General features: G+C 63.2%; 9 protein-coding genes, 1 pseudogene and 1 riboswitch. Of the genes and pseudogenes, 4 read left to right on the top strand and 6 right to left on the bottom strand.

The window, feature by feature from the left end; all coding sequences use genetic code 11:
- Positions 1–159 precede the first annotated feature (159 nt).
- Positions 160–270: riboswitch (glycine riboswitch) on the top strand.
- A gap of 250 nt (positions 271–520) precedes the next feature.
- Complete coding sequence (locus ACNPAA_RS17140; protein ID WP_039039296.1) at positions 521–1,897, top strand: alanine/glycine:cation symporter family protein; 1,377 nt, start codon at positions 521–523, stop codon at positions 1,895–1,897.
- Positions 1,898–2,098: 201 nt separating this feature from the next.
- Here the strand turns inward: ACNPAA_RS17140 and ACNPAA_RS17135 are convergent, their stop codons facing one another.
- Together ACNPAA_RS17135 and ACNPAA_RS17130 are read right to left on the bottom strand one after the other, a co-directional pair.
- Entirely contained in the window at positions 2,099–2,812 is a 714-nt protein-coding gene (locus ACNPAA_RS17135) for a lipoyl protein ligase domain-containing protein (RefSeq protein ID WP_323937601.1), read from the bottom strand.
- Positions 2,813–2,912: 100 nt separating this feature from the next.
- A complete protein-coding gene (locus ACNPAA_RS17130; RefSeq protein ID WP_279976649.1) occupies positions 2,913–4,310 on the bottom strand; it encodes a nucleobase:cation symporter-2 family protein in 1,398 nt (465 codons plus the stop codon).
- A gap of 243 nt (positions 4,311–4,553) precedes the next feature.
- On the opposite strand from ACNPAA_RS17130, the gene ACNPAA_RS17125 reads away from it, so the two are divergent.
- Positions 4,554–5,693, top strand: a complete 1,140-nt coding sequence (locus tag ACNPAA_RS17125; RefSeq protein WP_417891897.1) for a diguanylate cyclase — start codon at positions 4,554–4,556, stop codon at positions 5,691–5,693.
- Positions 5,694–5,723: 30 nt separating this feature from the next.
- Here ACNPAA_RS17125 and ACNPAA_RS17120 read toward each other — a convergent pair whose 3' ends face one another.
- Together ACNPAA_RS17120 and ACNPAA_RS17115 are read right to left on the bottom strand one after the other, a co-directional pair.
- Complete coding sequence (locus ACNPAA_RS17120) at positions 5,724–5,972, bottom strand: YciN family protein (RefSeq protein ID WP_010673495.1); 249 nt, start codon at positions 5,970–5,972, stop codon at positions 5,724–5,726.
- A 151-nt stretch (positions 5,973–6,123) separates the two neighbouring features.
- Positions 6,124–7,503: an MATE family efflux transporter gene (locus tag ACNPAA_RS17115; protein WP_041213343.1), complete on the bottom strand. Its 1,380-nt coding sequence runs from the start codon at positions 7,501–7,503 to the stop codon at positions 6,124–6,126.
- Positions 7,504–7,623: 120 nt separating this feature from the next.
- On the opposite strand from ACNPAA_RS17115, the gene ACNPAA_RS17110 reads away from it, so the two are divergent.
- Positions 7,624–8,481 (top strand): helix-turn-helix transcriptional regulator, encoded by an 858-nt coding sequence (locus ACNPAA_RS17110; RefSeq protein WP_270671819.1) that lies wholly within the window; start codon positions 7,624–7,626, stop codon positions 8,479–8,481.
- A gap of 55 nt (positions 8,482–8,536) precedes the next feature.
- Positions 8,537–10,231 (top strand): NAD-dependent malic enzyme, encoded by a 1,695-nt coding sequence (locus ACNPAA_RS17105; protein ID WP_039039301.1) that lies wholly within the window; start codon positions 8,537–8,539, stop codon positions 10,229–10,231.
- Between the two features lie 74 nt (positions 10,232–10,305).
- Here ACNPAA_RS17105 and ACNPAA_RS17100 read toward each other — a convergent pair.
- Both ACNPAA_RS17100 and ompA read right to left on the bottom strand, forming a co-directional pair.
- Positions 10,306–11,363 (bottom strand): annotated as a pseudogene (locus ACNPAA_RS17100) (OmpA family protein).
- A 219-nt stretch (positions 11,364–11,582) separates the two neighbouring features.
- Positions 11,583–12,584 (bottom strand): porin OmpA, encoded by a 1,002-nt coding sequence (gene ompA / locus ACNPAA_RS17095; protein WP_049636313.1) that lies wholly within the window; start codon positions 12,582–12,584, stop codon positions 11,583–11,585.
- Positions 12,585–12,871 lie beyond the last annotated feature (287 nt).

The raw sequence follows: 12,871 nt of genomic DNA, 5'->3' as shown, positions 1-12,871 counted from the left end.
CCGGGGCCAGGGAGTGCGAGACAGCTCACATTTTTTGGATTACCATGCCCGCTTCCTGATCCAAACTAGTTCGGATGAAGGTAGCAGGAGAGCGATGGGCAACCATCCACCGAAGAAGTGAATCTTTCAGGTACCGGGCAACCGGTGTGGACTGCTACTGGACGATACTCTGGAGAGACCCGTTGAATCGGGCGCCGAAGGAGCAAGGCACCGTGATTGCATCGCAATCTGGCGCCGGAAACTCTCAGGCAAAAGGACAGAGGGGATGGGATGGTTGTACCTGAGCTTGGAACTGTTCACGGTCTGTCACGAGAGGTCGTCAGCAAGGTAAAGAGCAGCGCAGGAACCGGAGTGTATGTAAATACATGAGGCTTTCGAGCCGCGCATGAGCCTTGATCACGGCCTCGCAGCAAGAGTGTGAACACGTTTTTGGCCCGCATCCGATCGCCTCTGGTTGATCGCGACACCTATGGGAAGATCATCCTTCTCCTCCTTAATCGTTGTTTTTTAAGGAGGATGCATGTCATCAATTCAATCGGCGCTCGCCGCCATCGATAGCTTTATCTGGGGTCCCCCCCTGCTGATCCTGCTGGTCGGGACCGGTATCTATCTCACCTGGCGATTGGGTCTGCTTCAGATCGTGCGTTTGCCGCTGGCCCTCAAGCTGGTCTTTGGCCGCGATCAGGGGCAGGGCAAGCAAGGGGATGTCTCCAGCTTTGGTGCCCTGTGCACCGCCCTCTCCGCCACCATCGGCACCGGCAACATCGTCGGGGTCGCCACCGCCATCAAGCTCGGCGGCCCGGGCGCCCTGTTCTGGATGTGGATGGCCGCCCTGTTCGGCATGGCCACCAAGTACGCCGAGTGCCTGCTGGCGGTGAAATATCGCCAGCAGGACGCCAACGGCCAGATGGCAGGTGGCCCCATGTACTATCTGGAGAAGGGGCTCGGCTCCAGGCCGCTCGCCAAGCTGTTTGCCCTGTTCGGCATCGGCGTCGCCTTCTTCGGCATCGGTACCTTCCCCCAGGTCAACGCCATCAGTGATGCCATGAGCCTCTCCTTCTCGGTACCCCGTGAAGTGACCGCCGTGGTGCTGACCCTGATCGTGGCGCTGGTGACCCTGGGGGGTATCCAGTCCATCTCCAGCGTGTCGAGCAAGGTGGTCCCCTTCATGGCCATCTTCTACATCGTCGCCTGTCTGGGTGTGCTGGTGAACAATGCCAGTGCCTTGCCGGAGGCGATCGCTCTGGTGATCGGGAGTGCCTTCACCGGCCATGCGGCCACCGGCGGTTTCGTCGGCGCCGGCATCATGCTGGCCATTCAGTCCGGGGTGGCGCGCGGAGTCTTCTCCAACGAGTCGGGCCTGGGCTCGGCCCCCATCGCGGCGGCGGCGGCCAAGACCGATTCCTGCGTGGAGCAGGGGCTGGTCTCCATGACCGGTACCTTCATCGACACCCTCATCATCTGCACCATGACCGGCCTGACGCTGGTGGTGACCGGGGTGTGGAGCGGCGATGCAAGCGGTGCGGCCATGACCAGTCTGGCCTTTGCCCAGGGGCTGGATGCCCATGTGGGCCAGTATCTGGTGAGCATCGGCCTCCTGTTCTTCGCCTTTACCACCATCCTTGGCTGGAACTACTACGGCGAGCGCTGCACCGAGTACCTGTTCGGGGTGAAGGCGATCAAACCCTACCGCCTCATCTATCTGGTGCTGGTGGCGAGCGGTGCCTTCCTCCATCTGGACCTGATCTGGCTCTTGGCCGACATCGTCAACGGCCTGATGGCGGTGCCCAACCTCATCGGCCTCATCGGCCTGCGCCACGTGGTGATTGCCGAGACCCGCGCCTACTTCAGCCGGGACCGGGATACGGAGTCCGAGCCCGAGCCGCAGACGGCCTGATGAGAAGCGGGCCTGCGGGAAGTCCTGTCAGCGGGCTCCTGTCCATGGTGTCAACCGGGATCCGGGCTGGGATGGCAAAACCCGGGGCTTGATCCCGGCTCCTCTGACAATATCTGTGCGAAATACGCAAAAGCCACGACGCTCATCGTGGCTTTTTTGCATTTTACGCAATGAATGACGGCGCTTGTTGCCCCCAGTGGGTCAGGGGGAGGGAATATCTCCGGTGAGCCGCTGCGCCAGCGCTTCGCTCACCCGGCTCACCAGGGCCGCCTCATCCCCCTGCCAGCCAATGGCGTGGGCCAGGGTGGTGGAGGTGCCCGGAGCAAAGCGCAGCTCGCCCCCGGCCAGTTCGTAGAAGCGGCTCGCCATCCGGGTACCCTCGTCCACATCCCCTGCCACCAGCAGCATGGCCTGAGCCAGCACGGCGCCGTCGTGATCCCGGCCCGGCGCCAGCCAGCGCTGGGCGGTGCCGGTCACCTTGCGCCCCCCGATCACCAGGTTGTACTGGCCGTCGCAAAACGAGCCGGGCACGAAGTCGTAGCTGCCCGCAAGACCGTATTCCTCCAGCAGGGTGAGCAGGGGCGCCCCCAGCAGCCGGTAGTAGTGGGCCAGATCCGTGGTGGTGCGGGGCAGCATGAGGGAGAGGTTGAGGATGCCGGCGCCGTGGGGCACGGCGGTGCCGCCGCTGTCGCGCACGAACACCGGCCAGCCCTCGGCGGCAAGCTGCTCGCAGGCGGCCTGGTAGCGGGGCAAACGGGTATCCTTGCGGGTGACGATGAGGCATTGGGGGCCCTGCCAGAGGAGGGCCCTGGGCTCGCCGTCACCGGCGCACTCCCGCAGCCAGCGCTGCTCCTCGGCCAGGATCTGGTCGGGTGTCTGGTGGGCGGGCGGCGGGGGCAGCAGGGTATAAGGCATGAAAGGCATCCTTTGGCAGAGGCTGCCAAGCACAGTACGCGCGGGGGCAAACAAGGTAAAGCCCCGCATGGCGGGGCTTTGGTGCAAGGATGGCGGAGTGTCAGGCCTGTGCGGCGGCGCGCCTGGGCAGCAGCAGATTGAGCAGGATGGCGGTGAGGCCGCCGGTGGCGACGCCGTAGGAAAGCACGCTCCTGGCCAGCTCCGGCAGGTGTTGCAGCACCTCGGGCACCTGGGCCACTCCGAGACCCATGGCGAGCGACACCGCCAGGATCATCAGGGCGCGGCGGTCCAGCTCCTCCCGGGAGATGATGCGCACCCCGGCGGCGGCGATGGTACCGAACATGACGATGGTGGCGCCGCCGAGCACGGGTTCAGGTATTTGTTGCACCAGGCTCGCCACCGCCGGGAACAGGCCGAGCAGGGCCAGCATGGCGGCGATGAAGAGGCCGACATGGCGGCTGGCCACCCCGGTCAGCTGGATGACGCCGTTGTTCTGGGCGAAGGTGGACATGGGGAAGGTGGAGAAGACCGCCGCCAGCATGGAGTTGGCGCCATCGGCCAGCACGCCCCCCTTGATCCGCGCCATGTAGACCGGCCCTTCCAGCGGCTCGCCGGAGATGTCGGAGGTGGCGGTCATGTCGCCGATGGCTTCCAGCGCCGTCACCACGAAGATGATGGCGAGCGGCACGAACAGCTGCCAGTCAAAGCCGAGCCCGTAGTGCAGCGGAACAGGCACCATCAGCAGCGGGCCGTCGAAGGTGGGAGCAGCCACCTTGCCCAGCAGCAGCGCCACCGCATAGCCCGTCAGCATGGCGATCATGATGGCGGAGAGGCGCAGCCAGGGGTTGCGACTGCGCTGCATCAGCACGATGAGGCCGAGCACCAGCAGGGAGAGAAAGAGGTTGGTGTGACTGGCGAAGCTGCCGTCCGCCAAGGCGCCGTAGCCGCCCCCCATGCTGATGAGCCCTACCTTGATGAGGGTCAGGCCGATGAGCAATACCACGATGCCGGTCACCAGCGGGGTGATGATCCGTTTGACCAGGTGAAGGAAGCGGCTCATGACGACGATGGTGAGGGCCGCTGCCAGCATGGTGCCGAACAGGGTGCCCAGCAGATCGTCGGTGGGCATGGCCGCCTGCTTGAGGGCGAGGCCGGAGGCGATGATGGGACCGAGGAAGTTGAAGCTGGTGCCCTGTACCGAGAGCAGGCCGGAACCGAGGGGGCCGAAACGGCGGGTCTGGATGAAGGAGGCGATGCCGGACATGACCAGGGACATGGAGACGATATAGCGGGTGTCGGCGGCAGGGAGGCCGAGGGCGTTGGCAATGATGAGAGGGGGAGTGATGATGGCGACAAACATGGCAAGCATATGCTGCAGGGCGGCGAACAGGGTCTGGGGCAGGGGCGGGACATCCTCGATGCCGTAGACCAGTTCGCTGTGGGCTCGCCTGGGTGGATGGGCCTCTCGGATGGCGCTTGGGGCGGCAGCCTGTTCCATAAATACCTCGAATGTGTGGGGGGATGGGAGAAAATTGGGCGCTATTTTAGTGATTGGTATCGCGCTTTCCAGCGCTAATTGAGCGCAAACTCGTTTATTTCTCGATGGGTTGAAACGTTTTCCTGTGGCGATTAAGATCCGCCGGTTTGTGTGAGACCGATCCCTCACAAAGGGGAGGGAGGCTGATGCATCAGGATGGGGACGGTGTAGAATGAGCCCTCGGTTCGAAGATGGAGACTCTGGATGCTGAAGCTGTCGGAGTTCTGGAGTGCCCGCGCCCACTCCGAAGATTTCACCCTGACCCGGATGGGCTTCATGACGGTGCGGCTGCGGCTGCTCACCTGTCTGCTGATGGCGGGGCTCCCGAGCTGGGCCCTGGTGGACTGGCTGACCCTGCCAGCCATCCAGTTCGAGGCGCTGTTCCAGGTCAGGATCTTCTGCCTGCTGGCCCTCTCGCCCCTCATCCCCCTCTCCTATCTCATCCACTTCAAGCGCGAGCGCATGAAGCTGGCGCTGGGCTACCTGATGGCGGTGATGATGCTCTTCTCCCTCATCTGCCTGCACAGCTTCGGCGCGGATCAGGAGATGCAGGCGGGCTACATGGCCTTCCCCTATCTGCTCATCAGCCTGTTCGCCATCTTCCCCATTCCCCTCTCCCTCAGCCTGCAACTGGCGGGGGGCATTCTGGTCACCATGCTGGCCGGCAACTGGCTGCTGGTGGGGCAGCCGCTCTGGAGCGTGCAGACCCTCAACCAGATCTGGCTGCTGGGGCTGTTTGCCCTGGCCAGCAGCTGGGTACAGTGCGGCCAGCTCAACATGCTGCTGCAGCTCTACCGGGAGTCCACCACCGACGAGCTGACCGGCATGATGAACCGCCGCCTGCTGATGAAACAGCTCGAGAAGGCGAGGGCCGCCATGATCCGCAAACAGGCTCCCTTCGCGGTGCTGCTGCTGGATCTGGACCGCTTCAAGCGCATCAACGACACCTTCGGCCATCTGGCGGGGGATGCGGTGCTCAAGGAGGTGGCGGCCACCCTGTCGGAACAACTGGAGCCCGGCATGGTGCTCGGGCGTTACGGCGGGGAGGAGTTTGCCATCCTGTTGCCCGGTTGCACGGATCTGGCACAAGCCAAGCGGGTGGCGGAGCGGCTGCGGGTCGCGGTGGAGGCGAGGTTGGTGAAAAGCCCCACCTCCGACGAGCTGCTGGAGGTGACGGTGAGCATCGGTCTGACCCTGGCCCAGCGTGGCGAGGGGGTGGCGGATCTGCTCAACCGGGCGGACGAGTGCCTCTACATGGCCAAGATGGCGGGTCGCAACTGCGTGGTGGCCGAGGCAGGGAAACCCGCGGGCGATGCTGGGCGCACAAAAACGGATGCCGCCTGAGGGCGGCATCCGGTGATGACGGGGCTGGCGTCAGGCCAGGGTGTATTTGCCGGAGAGCTGCTGGGCCAGCAGCTTGAACATGTTGAACACCGCCATGGTCTTGCCGGTCGGGGTGCCGTCCTCAGCCAGGAAGAACTCCCCCTTGAACACCAGAATGTCCCCCTTCTGCTCCACCGAGTCGGCGCGCATGCCGTGGATGAAGTCCTCGTGTTCACGAATGATCTTGTTGGCCATCTCCAGCAGGGCAGTCTCGGTGATCCGCTCTTTTTGTGGTTGCATGCTCGTCTCCTTAAACGACTACTGGGCAGGGGCACAAGGGTCGGCATGGCCGGCGCACCCCGCCTCTGATTGAAGAGGGGGCCAGCATACTGCAAAGCGGGATTTTCTGTCATTGATATGACCCCGCATTTTCCCGCTTTGCGCTCTTCCCTTATCCCAGCACCAGATTGCGCAGCCAGCGCCGCTGGCGAATGCGGCGCTGCACCAGCAGCACCTTGGAGAGCTCCTCCAGCAGGACCACCGCCACCACCCAGGAGAGGGGCCAGCCCAGCAGGCTGACCGCCACCCAGGCCAGCGGCAGGCCGATGCACCACATGCCGACGATGTCGATGAAGATGCTGTAGTTGACGTCCCCCCCCGAGCGCAGTACCCCGACGATCCCCACCATGTTGAACACCTTGAGCAGCATGCCCAGACACATGATGGCGAGCACCTGGCCGGCCTCAGTCATCAGCTCGCCCGGCAGGTTGCCGACCCATTGCAGCAGGCTGCCCTGCATCAGCCAGACTGCGGTCCCCACGAGCAGGGCGCCGACGGGGGCCAGCAGCAGGAAGAGCTGGGAGTGCTGCCAGGCCTCGTCATACTCCTCTGCCCCGAGCCGGTGACCGAGCAGGGTGGAGCAGGCCACCGCCAGCCCGAAGAAGAGAGAGATGAGGATGCTCTCCAGCGTGCCGAGGGTGGTCATGATGGCCAGGGCGTCGGTGCCGAGATGCGCGTAGAGGAAGCCGTAGAGCAGCATGCCGAAGGCCCAGAGCCCGTCGTGCAGCAACAGCGGCAGGGCGATCAGGGTGAAGCGCACCACCTCCTTGCGCCTGAAGGCGGCGAGCCAGTCTTGCTTACGCGGGATGAGACGGGGCTCGGCACGCCACACATAGGCAAGCAGCAGCGCGGTCTGGAGCAGGCGCGAAAGGGTGGTGCCCCAGGCGGAACCGGCTACTCCCATGGCCTCGGCGCCGAAATGGCCGAAGATGAGGGCATAGTTGAGGATGACGTTGGCGATGATGGCGATGATGCCGATACGGGTCGGCGCCGCGGCATTGCCCACCGAGCGCAGGGCCGACTCCAGGGGCACCACCACGGCGGTGCAGAGGATGGTGGCGCCGGTGATCATCAGGAACTCGTCGGCCAGCTCGCGCAGCGCGGGCTCCTGGCTGGCAAACCCCAGCACGCTGCCCGGTGAGAGCACATAGACGAGGGCAAAGGGCAGGCTCACCGCCAGGGCGCCCACCAGGGCCAGGGCCAGGGAGCGGCGCACCCCGGCCATCTCGCCACGGCCGAAATATTGTGCCGCCAACACCGAGACCCCGCCCGAGAGCCCCGCTATCACCAGCAGATTGAAGAAGAAGACCCGGTTGCCCAAGCCGACCGCCGCCACAGCCGTGGTGCCGAGCTGGCTCACCATCATGATGTCGATGAGGCCGAGCAGGGAGAACATCATGGATTGCAGCGAAACCGGCAGGGCCAGTCGCCACAGTCGCGTCATGAACTCGCGATCGGTGGTTTGTTTTAAAATCGCTTGCCAATAATTCATTTATGTTAACCGGGTTGGTAAAAATCAGGGTTTGTCGTGGGTATGATAGGGGTGATATCGGGAGGCTTCACTGTGAGCCTCTCTCGGCTTTCTTGTGCAAAACTATCCTGTTGAGGTGCTATGCCATTTATCAGCGAGTGTCTGGAAATCGCCCCGGCCTGCGAAGAGCGGATGCTGGGACGCGAAGGGCTGCCCCTGCTTGGGGAGGCGGGCGTCTTCCTGACCGGCCTCTCGACGATACGGGAGCACTACCTTATCCGCCGCAACCGACCGGAGTTTCACATCCTGATGGTGAGCCATGACGAGGGGGGCGCCCTGCTCACCGATGGCGGGGAGCAGCCCATCCCGGCGGGAGCCCTGGTCTTTCTCCCGGCCGCCGTGCCGGGGGGCCTCAGGCTGGTGGGGGAAGCCTGGCATACCAGCTGGATCCTGCTGGACGACGTGCCGCGCTGGCAGCATCTGCACCGGCTTGGCCATCGCATCTGGCAGGGGGAGGAGGGGGAGCAGCTCTACCACCTGCTCAACCTGATGCAGGGGGAGGGAATTCGTTCGCCGCTTCAGCCCCAGCTGCTGAGCCTGCTGCTGGCACTCTTGGAGCGGACCCTGCAGGGGGAGGTGCGCGGCACGCCGGAGTTGCGGCTACAGGCGCTGTTTCGGCGGGTGGAGGCACGTCTGGACGAGCCCTGGAGCGTGGCCCTGCTGGCCGACCAGATGGCCTGCTCGGTGCCCCATCTGCACCGGCTCTGCCAGCAGGTGTTCGGCATGGGCCCCATGGCCTGGCTCACCGGGCTTCGCATGAACAAGGCGCGCCAGTTGCTGCTCTACACCAACTGGCCGCTGGCCGAGCTGGCGGCCCGGGTCGGATACAGCGACGGCGCCAACTTTGCCAACCGTTTTCGACGTCTGACGGGTCAGACTCCGGGGGCCTTTCGTCGACTGGGTCGCAAACCTTTCGCAAGGGAGGTGCAAACCCTTTGAAATTGTTGGCTCAAGCCCATAGGATCGACGAGCCACACAGTCAAGGTACAGATCCATGTTTGAAGATAATAATCAGAAACGTCCCCTCTACATTCCCTACGCAGGTCCAGCCCTGCTGGAGACGCCGTTGCTCAACAAGGGCAGCGCCTTCACCAGCGAAGAACGCAGCAGCTTCAATCTGGAGGGTCTGCTGCCCCAGAACATCGAAACCATCGAAGAGCAGGCAGAGCGTGCCTATCGCCAGTTCATGGCGTTTGGCAACGACATGGACAAGCACATCTATTTGCGTAACATCCAGGATACCAACGAAACGTTGTTCTACCGCCTGCTGAACAACCACCTCACCGAAATGCTGCCGGTCATCTACACCCCGACGGTCGGCAAGGCGTGCGAGGAGTTCTCCAACATCTATCGTCGTGCTCGCGGCCTCTTCATCTCCTATCCGGACAAGGACAGGATCGATGACATGCTGCAAAACGCCACCAAGCAGAACGTCAAGGTGATCGTGGTCACCGACGGCGAACGCATCCTGGGCCTCGGGGATCAGGGCATCGGCGGCATGGGCATTCCCATCGGCAAGCTCTCCCTCTACACCGCCTGTGGCGGCATCTCCCCGGCCTACTGCCTGCCGGTGGTGCTGGATGTGGGCACCAACAACCAGCAGCTGCTGAACGACCCCTTCTACATGGGGTGGCGCCATCCGCGCATCTCCGGCGAAGAGTACGACGAGTTCGTCGATGCCTTCATCCAGGCGGTCAAGCGCCGCTGGCCGGACATCCTGCTGCAGTTCGAGGATTTCGCCCAGGGCAATGCCACCCCGCTGCTCAACCGCTACAAGGATGAGCTGTGCTGCTTCAACGATGACATTCAGGGGACCGCCGCGGTGACCCTGGGCAGCCTCATCGCCGCCTGCAAGGCCTCCGGTGCCAAACTCTCCGAGAAGCGGGTCGCCTTCCTCGGGGCGGGCAGTGCCGGGTGCGGCATCGCCGAGCAGATCGTGGCGCAGATGAAGGCCGAAGGGCTGACCGACGCCGAGGCGCGGGGCCGGGTCTTCATGGTGGACCGATTCGGTCTCATCACCGACAAGATCCCCAACCAGCTCGACTTCCAGCGCAAGCTCTCCCAGCCGGTCGAGCGGATCAAGGAGTGGCCGGTGGGGGACAACATCTCTCTGCTGGAGGTGATGGAGCACGGTCGCCCGGACATCCTGATCGGGGTCTCCGGCCAGCCGGGTCTGTTTACCGAAGAGGTGGTCAAGACCATGCACAAGCACTGTGCCCGTCCCATCATCTTCCCGCTCTCCAACCCCACCTCCCGGGTCGAGGCGACACCTGCTGATCTCATTCGCTGGACCGACGGCCAGGTGCTGGTCGCCACCGGCAGCCCGTTCGCACCGGTGGAGTACAAGGGCAAGCGTTACGTCATCGCCCAGTGCAACAACTCCTTCATCTTCCCGGGGATCGGCCTTGGGGTGATCGCCTCCGGTGCCAACCGGGTGACCGATGCCATGCTGATGTCGGCCAGCCGCGCCCTGGCGGATTGTTCACCCCTGGTGAAGGGGGAAGAGGGCTCCTTGCTGCCGGATCTGGCGGACATCCATCAGGTCTCCCGCTACATCGCCAAGATGGTGGCCAAGACCGCCATGTTGCAGGGCAAGGCGGTGCAGACCCCCGATGATGTGATCGATCAGGCCATCGAGGCGAACTTCTGGCGTCCCGAGTACCGCCGCTATCGTCGTACTTCCTTCTGATCCCAAGGGGACAGACATGCAGAAGGGATGCCTCGGCATCCCTTTTTTGTGCACGGCGGTGAAGGAAGAGGAGGTTATTGTGCCGGTTGCTCGGCGGGGGCGGGCTCGGCAGGATTGCTGACGCCGGTGACCCGGATTTCGACCCGGCGATCCGGGGCCAGGCAGTCGATGAGGGCGGCCCTGGCCTTGATGGCATCACACTGGGTGCCGGTGACCGGGTTGCTCTCGCCGTTGCCCTGGATGCTCACCTTGTCTGCGGGCAGCCCCTTGCCAATCAGGAAGTTGGCGACCGTGCTTGCACGGGCCTCCGACAGTGCCTGGTTGTTGGCATCCGAGCCGATGCGATCCGTGTAGCCCATCACCACGGCGCTGCCATCCTTGGGTTTGACGTCGACGATCTGCTGGTAGAGGGCGTCGAGTGCCTGCATCCCCTCCGGTTTGAGCTCCGCCTTGCCAAAGGCAAACAGCACATCCGAACTCAGGTTGAAGGTCTGATCCACCGGCTCGGGAGCCGGGGGCGGCGGTGCCACAACCAGAGGCGCGGCCACCGGCACTGCGGCGACGGTGCGATTGGGGTGAAGCACCAGCTCGATGGTGGCGGTACTGATGTCGCTGACCCAGCGTTTGGTACCGCTGCCCACCTTGTCGTTGTCAGGATCGTCCCCGACTCGCACCATGTAGCGGTAGCGGGTCTGGATGTCTACCCAGTCGCTCAGTCTGGCGGTCAGGCCCAGACCCGCCAGGGGAGCCAGATTGTCATCCCCCCCGTTGACGGAGTCGACGTGATAGAGATAACCGCCCCTTCGGCAAAGACAGAGAAGATGTCCCCCAGGGGCAAACGGCCAATGACCGACAGGGTGGCCCCCTTGCTGTTGAAGTCCTGGCCGGCGATATCCCAGTCACCGGTGGAGAGGTAGCCGAGCTCTGCCCCCAGATTCTCGTTGTAGTTGTAGCCGACAAAGGCGTTGATGGCGGTCGCGTCCTTGCCGACACCCTGGCTGAAATCATCGATGTCATGGGCAAAGGCCCAGCCACCCCCAGCCCCCACATACCAGTCGTGAACAGGTGCCGCCTGGGCGGCACTCGTCGCCAATGCCAATGCAATCCACACAGGTTTCAGTCTTATGTTCATCGCGTATCCTCGTCGATGTTGGGTGTTATAGGGCTCCCAGCCCTTTGCTATGTATAGCCAACATTATGTATAGGCGATGTGAGCGCTTTAACCATTTAAGTGACGCATCTGTATGGAGAATCGGTGGGGCAGGCTGGTGGGCGGCCCGCGTTGGCGGTGCCGTCCGGGCATTAAAAAAGGGGCCGGAATGGCCCCTTTTTGCAACAGGTGGTTGTCCCCTTATTGCTGCACTTCCTTTACGCCGGTGACGCGCACTTCGACGCGGCGATCCGGTGCCAGGCAGGCGATCAGCTGAGCCTTGGCCTTGATGCCGTCACACTGGGTGCCGGTGACCGGGTTGGCTTCACCACGACCTTCGATGGAAACCTTGCCAGCCGGCAGACCCTTGCCAACCAGGAAGTCGGCCACGGTGCGGGCACGGGCTTCAGACAGCTTCAGGTTGTAGGCATCGGAGCCGATGCGGTCGGTGTAACCCACCACCACGGCGCTGCCATCTTTCGGCTGGACGTCGACGATCTGCTGATACAGGGTGTTGAGCGCAGCAGCCCCTTCCGGCTTCAGGGTGGATTTGCCGAAGGCAAACAGCACGTCCGAGCTCAGGGAGAAGTTCTTGTCGACCATGACGGGCTCGGGAACCGGCTCGGGAGCCGGTGCCGGGGCCGGTGCCACATAGGTGGTGCGGTTCGGGTGCATCACCAGTTCCAGGGTGGCGACGCTCATGTCGGTTTTCCAGGTTTTCTGATCGTCACCCAGATCCCACATGTAGCGGTAGCGGGCCTGCAGGTCGATAAGGTCGGAGAGCTTGGCAGTCAGACCCAGACCCGCCAGCGGCGAGGTGCCGTTGTCGCTCTGGCCGTTGCCGTTGACGTGGTTGAAGTAGGCACCCCCTTCGGCGAAGACGGAGAAGATGTCATTCATGGGCAGGCGTGCGATACCGGACAGGGTGGCACCCTGGGTCTTGAAGTCGACGCCATCGACGCCAGCCTTGCCGGCATAGAGATAGCCGAGCTCGGCGGCAAAGTTCTCGGTGAAGTTGTAACCGCCGAACAGGGAGAGCGCGGTGGCGTCCTTGTCAGCATCCTGGCCGAAGGTATCCAGGTCGTGGCCATAGGCCCAACCTGCACCCATACCCGTGTACCAGTCGTCGGCCGCCTGAGCGGTGGTGGTTCCCATGGCTGCAATGGCCAGAGCAATCAGGGTTGGTGCCATTTTCATTTTCATCGTTTTATCCTCGTTGAGTTGCCGTGCTATGGGCGTACTGCGCACTCTTTGTTATACCGGTCGCAGATGACACTTCATGTGCGACACCGTGAGCGGATCACGGACGGCTTGAATAAAAAATGGATGGAAACCTGGATTCTCATGAAGCTGTTTCTCCATGGACAACTAATACCAATCAGATTAAAGATGTGATCTAATTGCTCTATTCTGGTTTCACTGTACTCAGTATGTCCGATCCAATCGATTTCTTGGCCCTCGCCAAGGCAGAAACCAACGCCAGGAAACGC

This window comes from Aeromonas sp. PS2Canimalfood6 (genome assembly GCF_048276795.1).
Classification (GTDB): Bacteria; Pseudomonadota; Gammaproteobacteria; order Enterobacterales; family Aeromonadaceae; genus Aeromonas; species Aeromonas caviae.
Note: the sequence above shows the minus strand (reverse complement) of the source record. Positions and strands in the feature narration are given on the sequence as shown.

What these genes read in the sequence shown, in the direction of transcription:
- ACNPAA_RS17140 (WP_039039296.1), top strand. Translation starts at nt 521, where the DNA reads ATGTCATCAATTCAATCGGCGCTCGCCGCCATCGATAGCTTTATCTGG.
- ACNPAA_RS17135 (WP_323937601.1), bottom strand. Translation starts at nt 2,812, where the DNA reads ATGCCTTATACCCTGCTGCCCCCGCCGCCCGCCCACCAGACACCCGAC.
- ACNPAA_RS17130 (WP_279976649.1), bottom strand. Translation starts at nt 4,310, where the DNA reads ATGGAACAGGCTGCCGCCCCAAGCGCCATCCGAGAGGCCCATCCACCC.
- ACNPAA_RS17125 (WP_417891897.1), top strand. Translation starts at nt 4,554, where the DNA reads ATGCTGAAGCTGTCGGAGTTCTGGAGTGCCCGCGCCCACTCCGAAGAT.
- ACNPAA_RS17120 (WP_010673495.1), bottom strand. Translation starts at nt 5,972, where the DNA reads ATGCAACCACAAAAAGAGCGGATCACCGAGACTGCCCTGCTGGAGATG.
- ACNPAA_RS17115 (WP_041213343.1), bottom strand. Translation starts at nt 7,503, where the DNA reads ATGAATTATTGGCAAGCGATTTTAAAACAAACCACCGATCGCGAGTTC.
- ACNPAA_RS17110 (WP_270671819.1), top strand. Translation starts at nt 7,624, where the DNA reads ATGCCATTTATCAGCGAGTGTCTGGAAATCGCCCCGGCCTGCGAAGAG.
- ACNPAA_RS17105 (WP_039039301.1), top strand. Translation starts at nt 8,537, where the DNA reads ATGTTTGAAGATAATAATCAGAAACGTCCCCTCTACATTCCCTACGCA.
- ompA (WP_049636313.1), bottom strand. Translation starts at nt 12,584, where the DNA reads ATGAAAATGAAAATGGCACCAACCCTGATTGCTCTGGCCATTGCAGCC.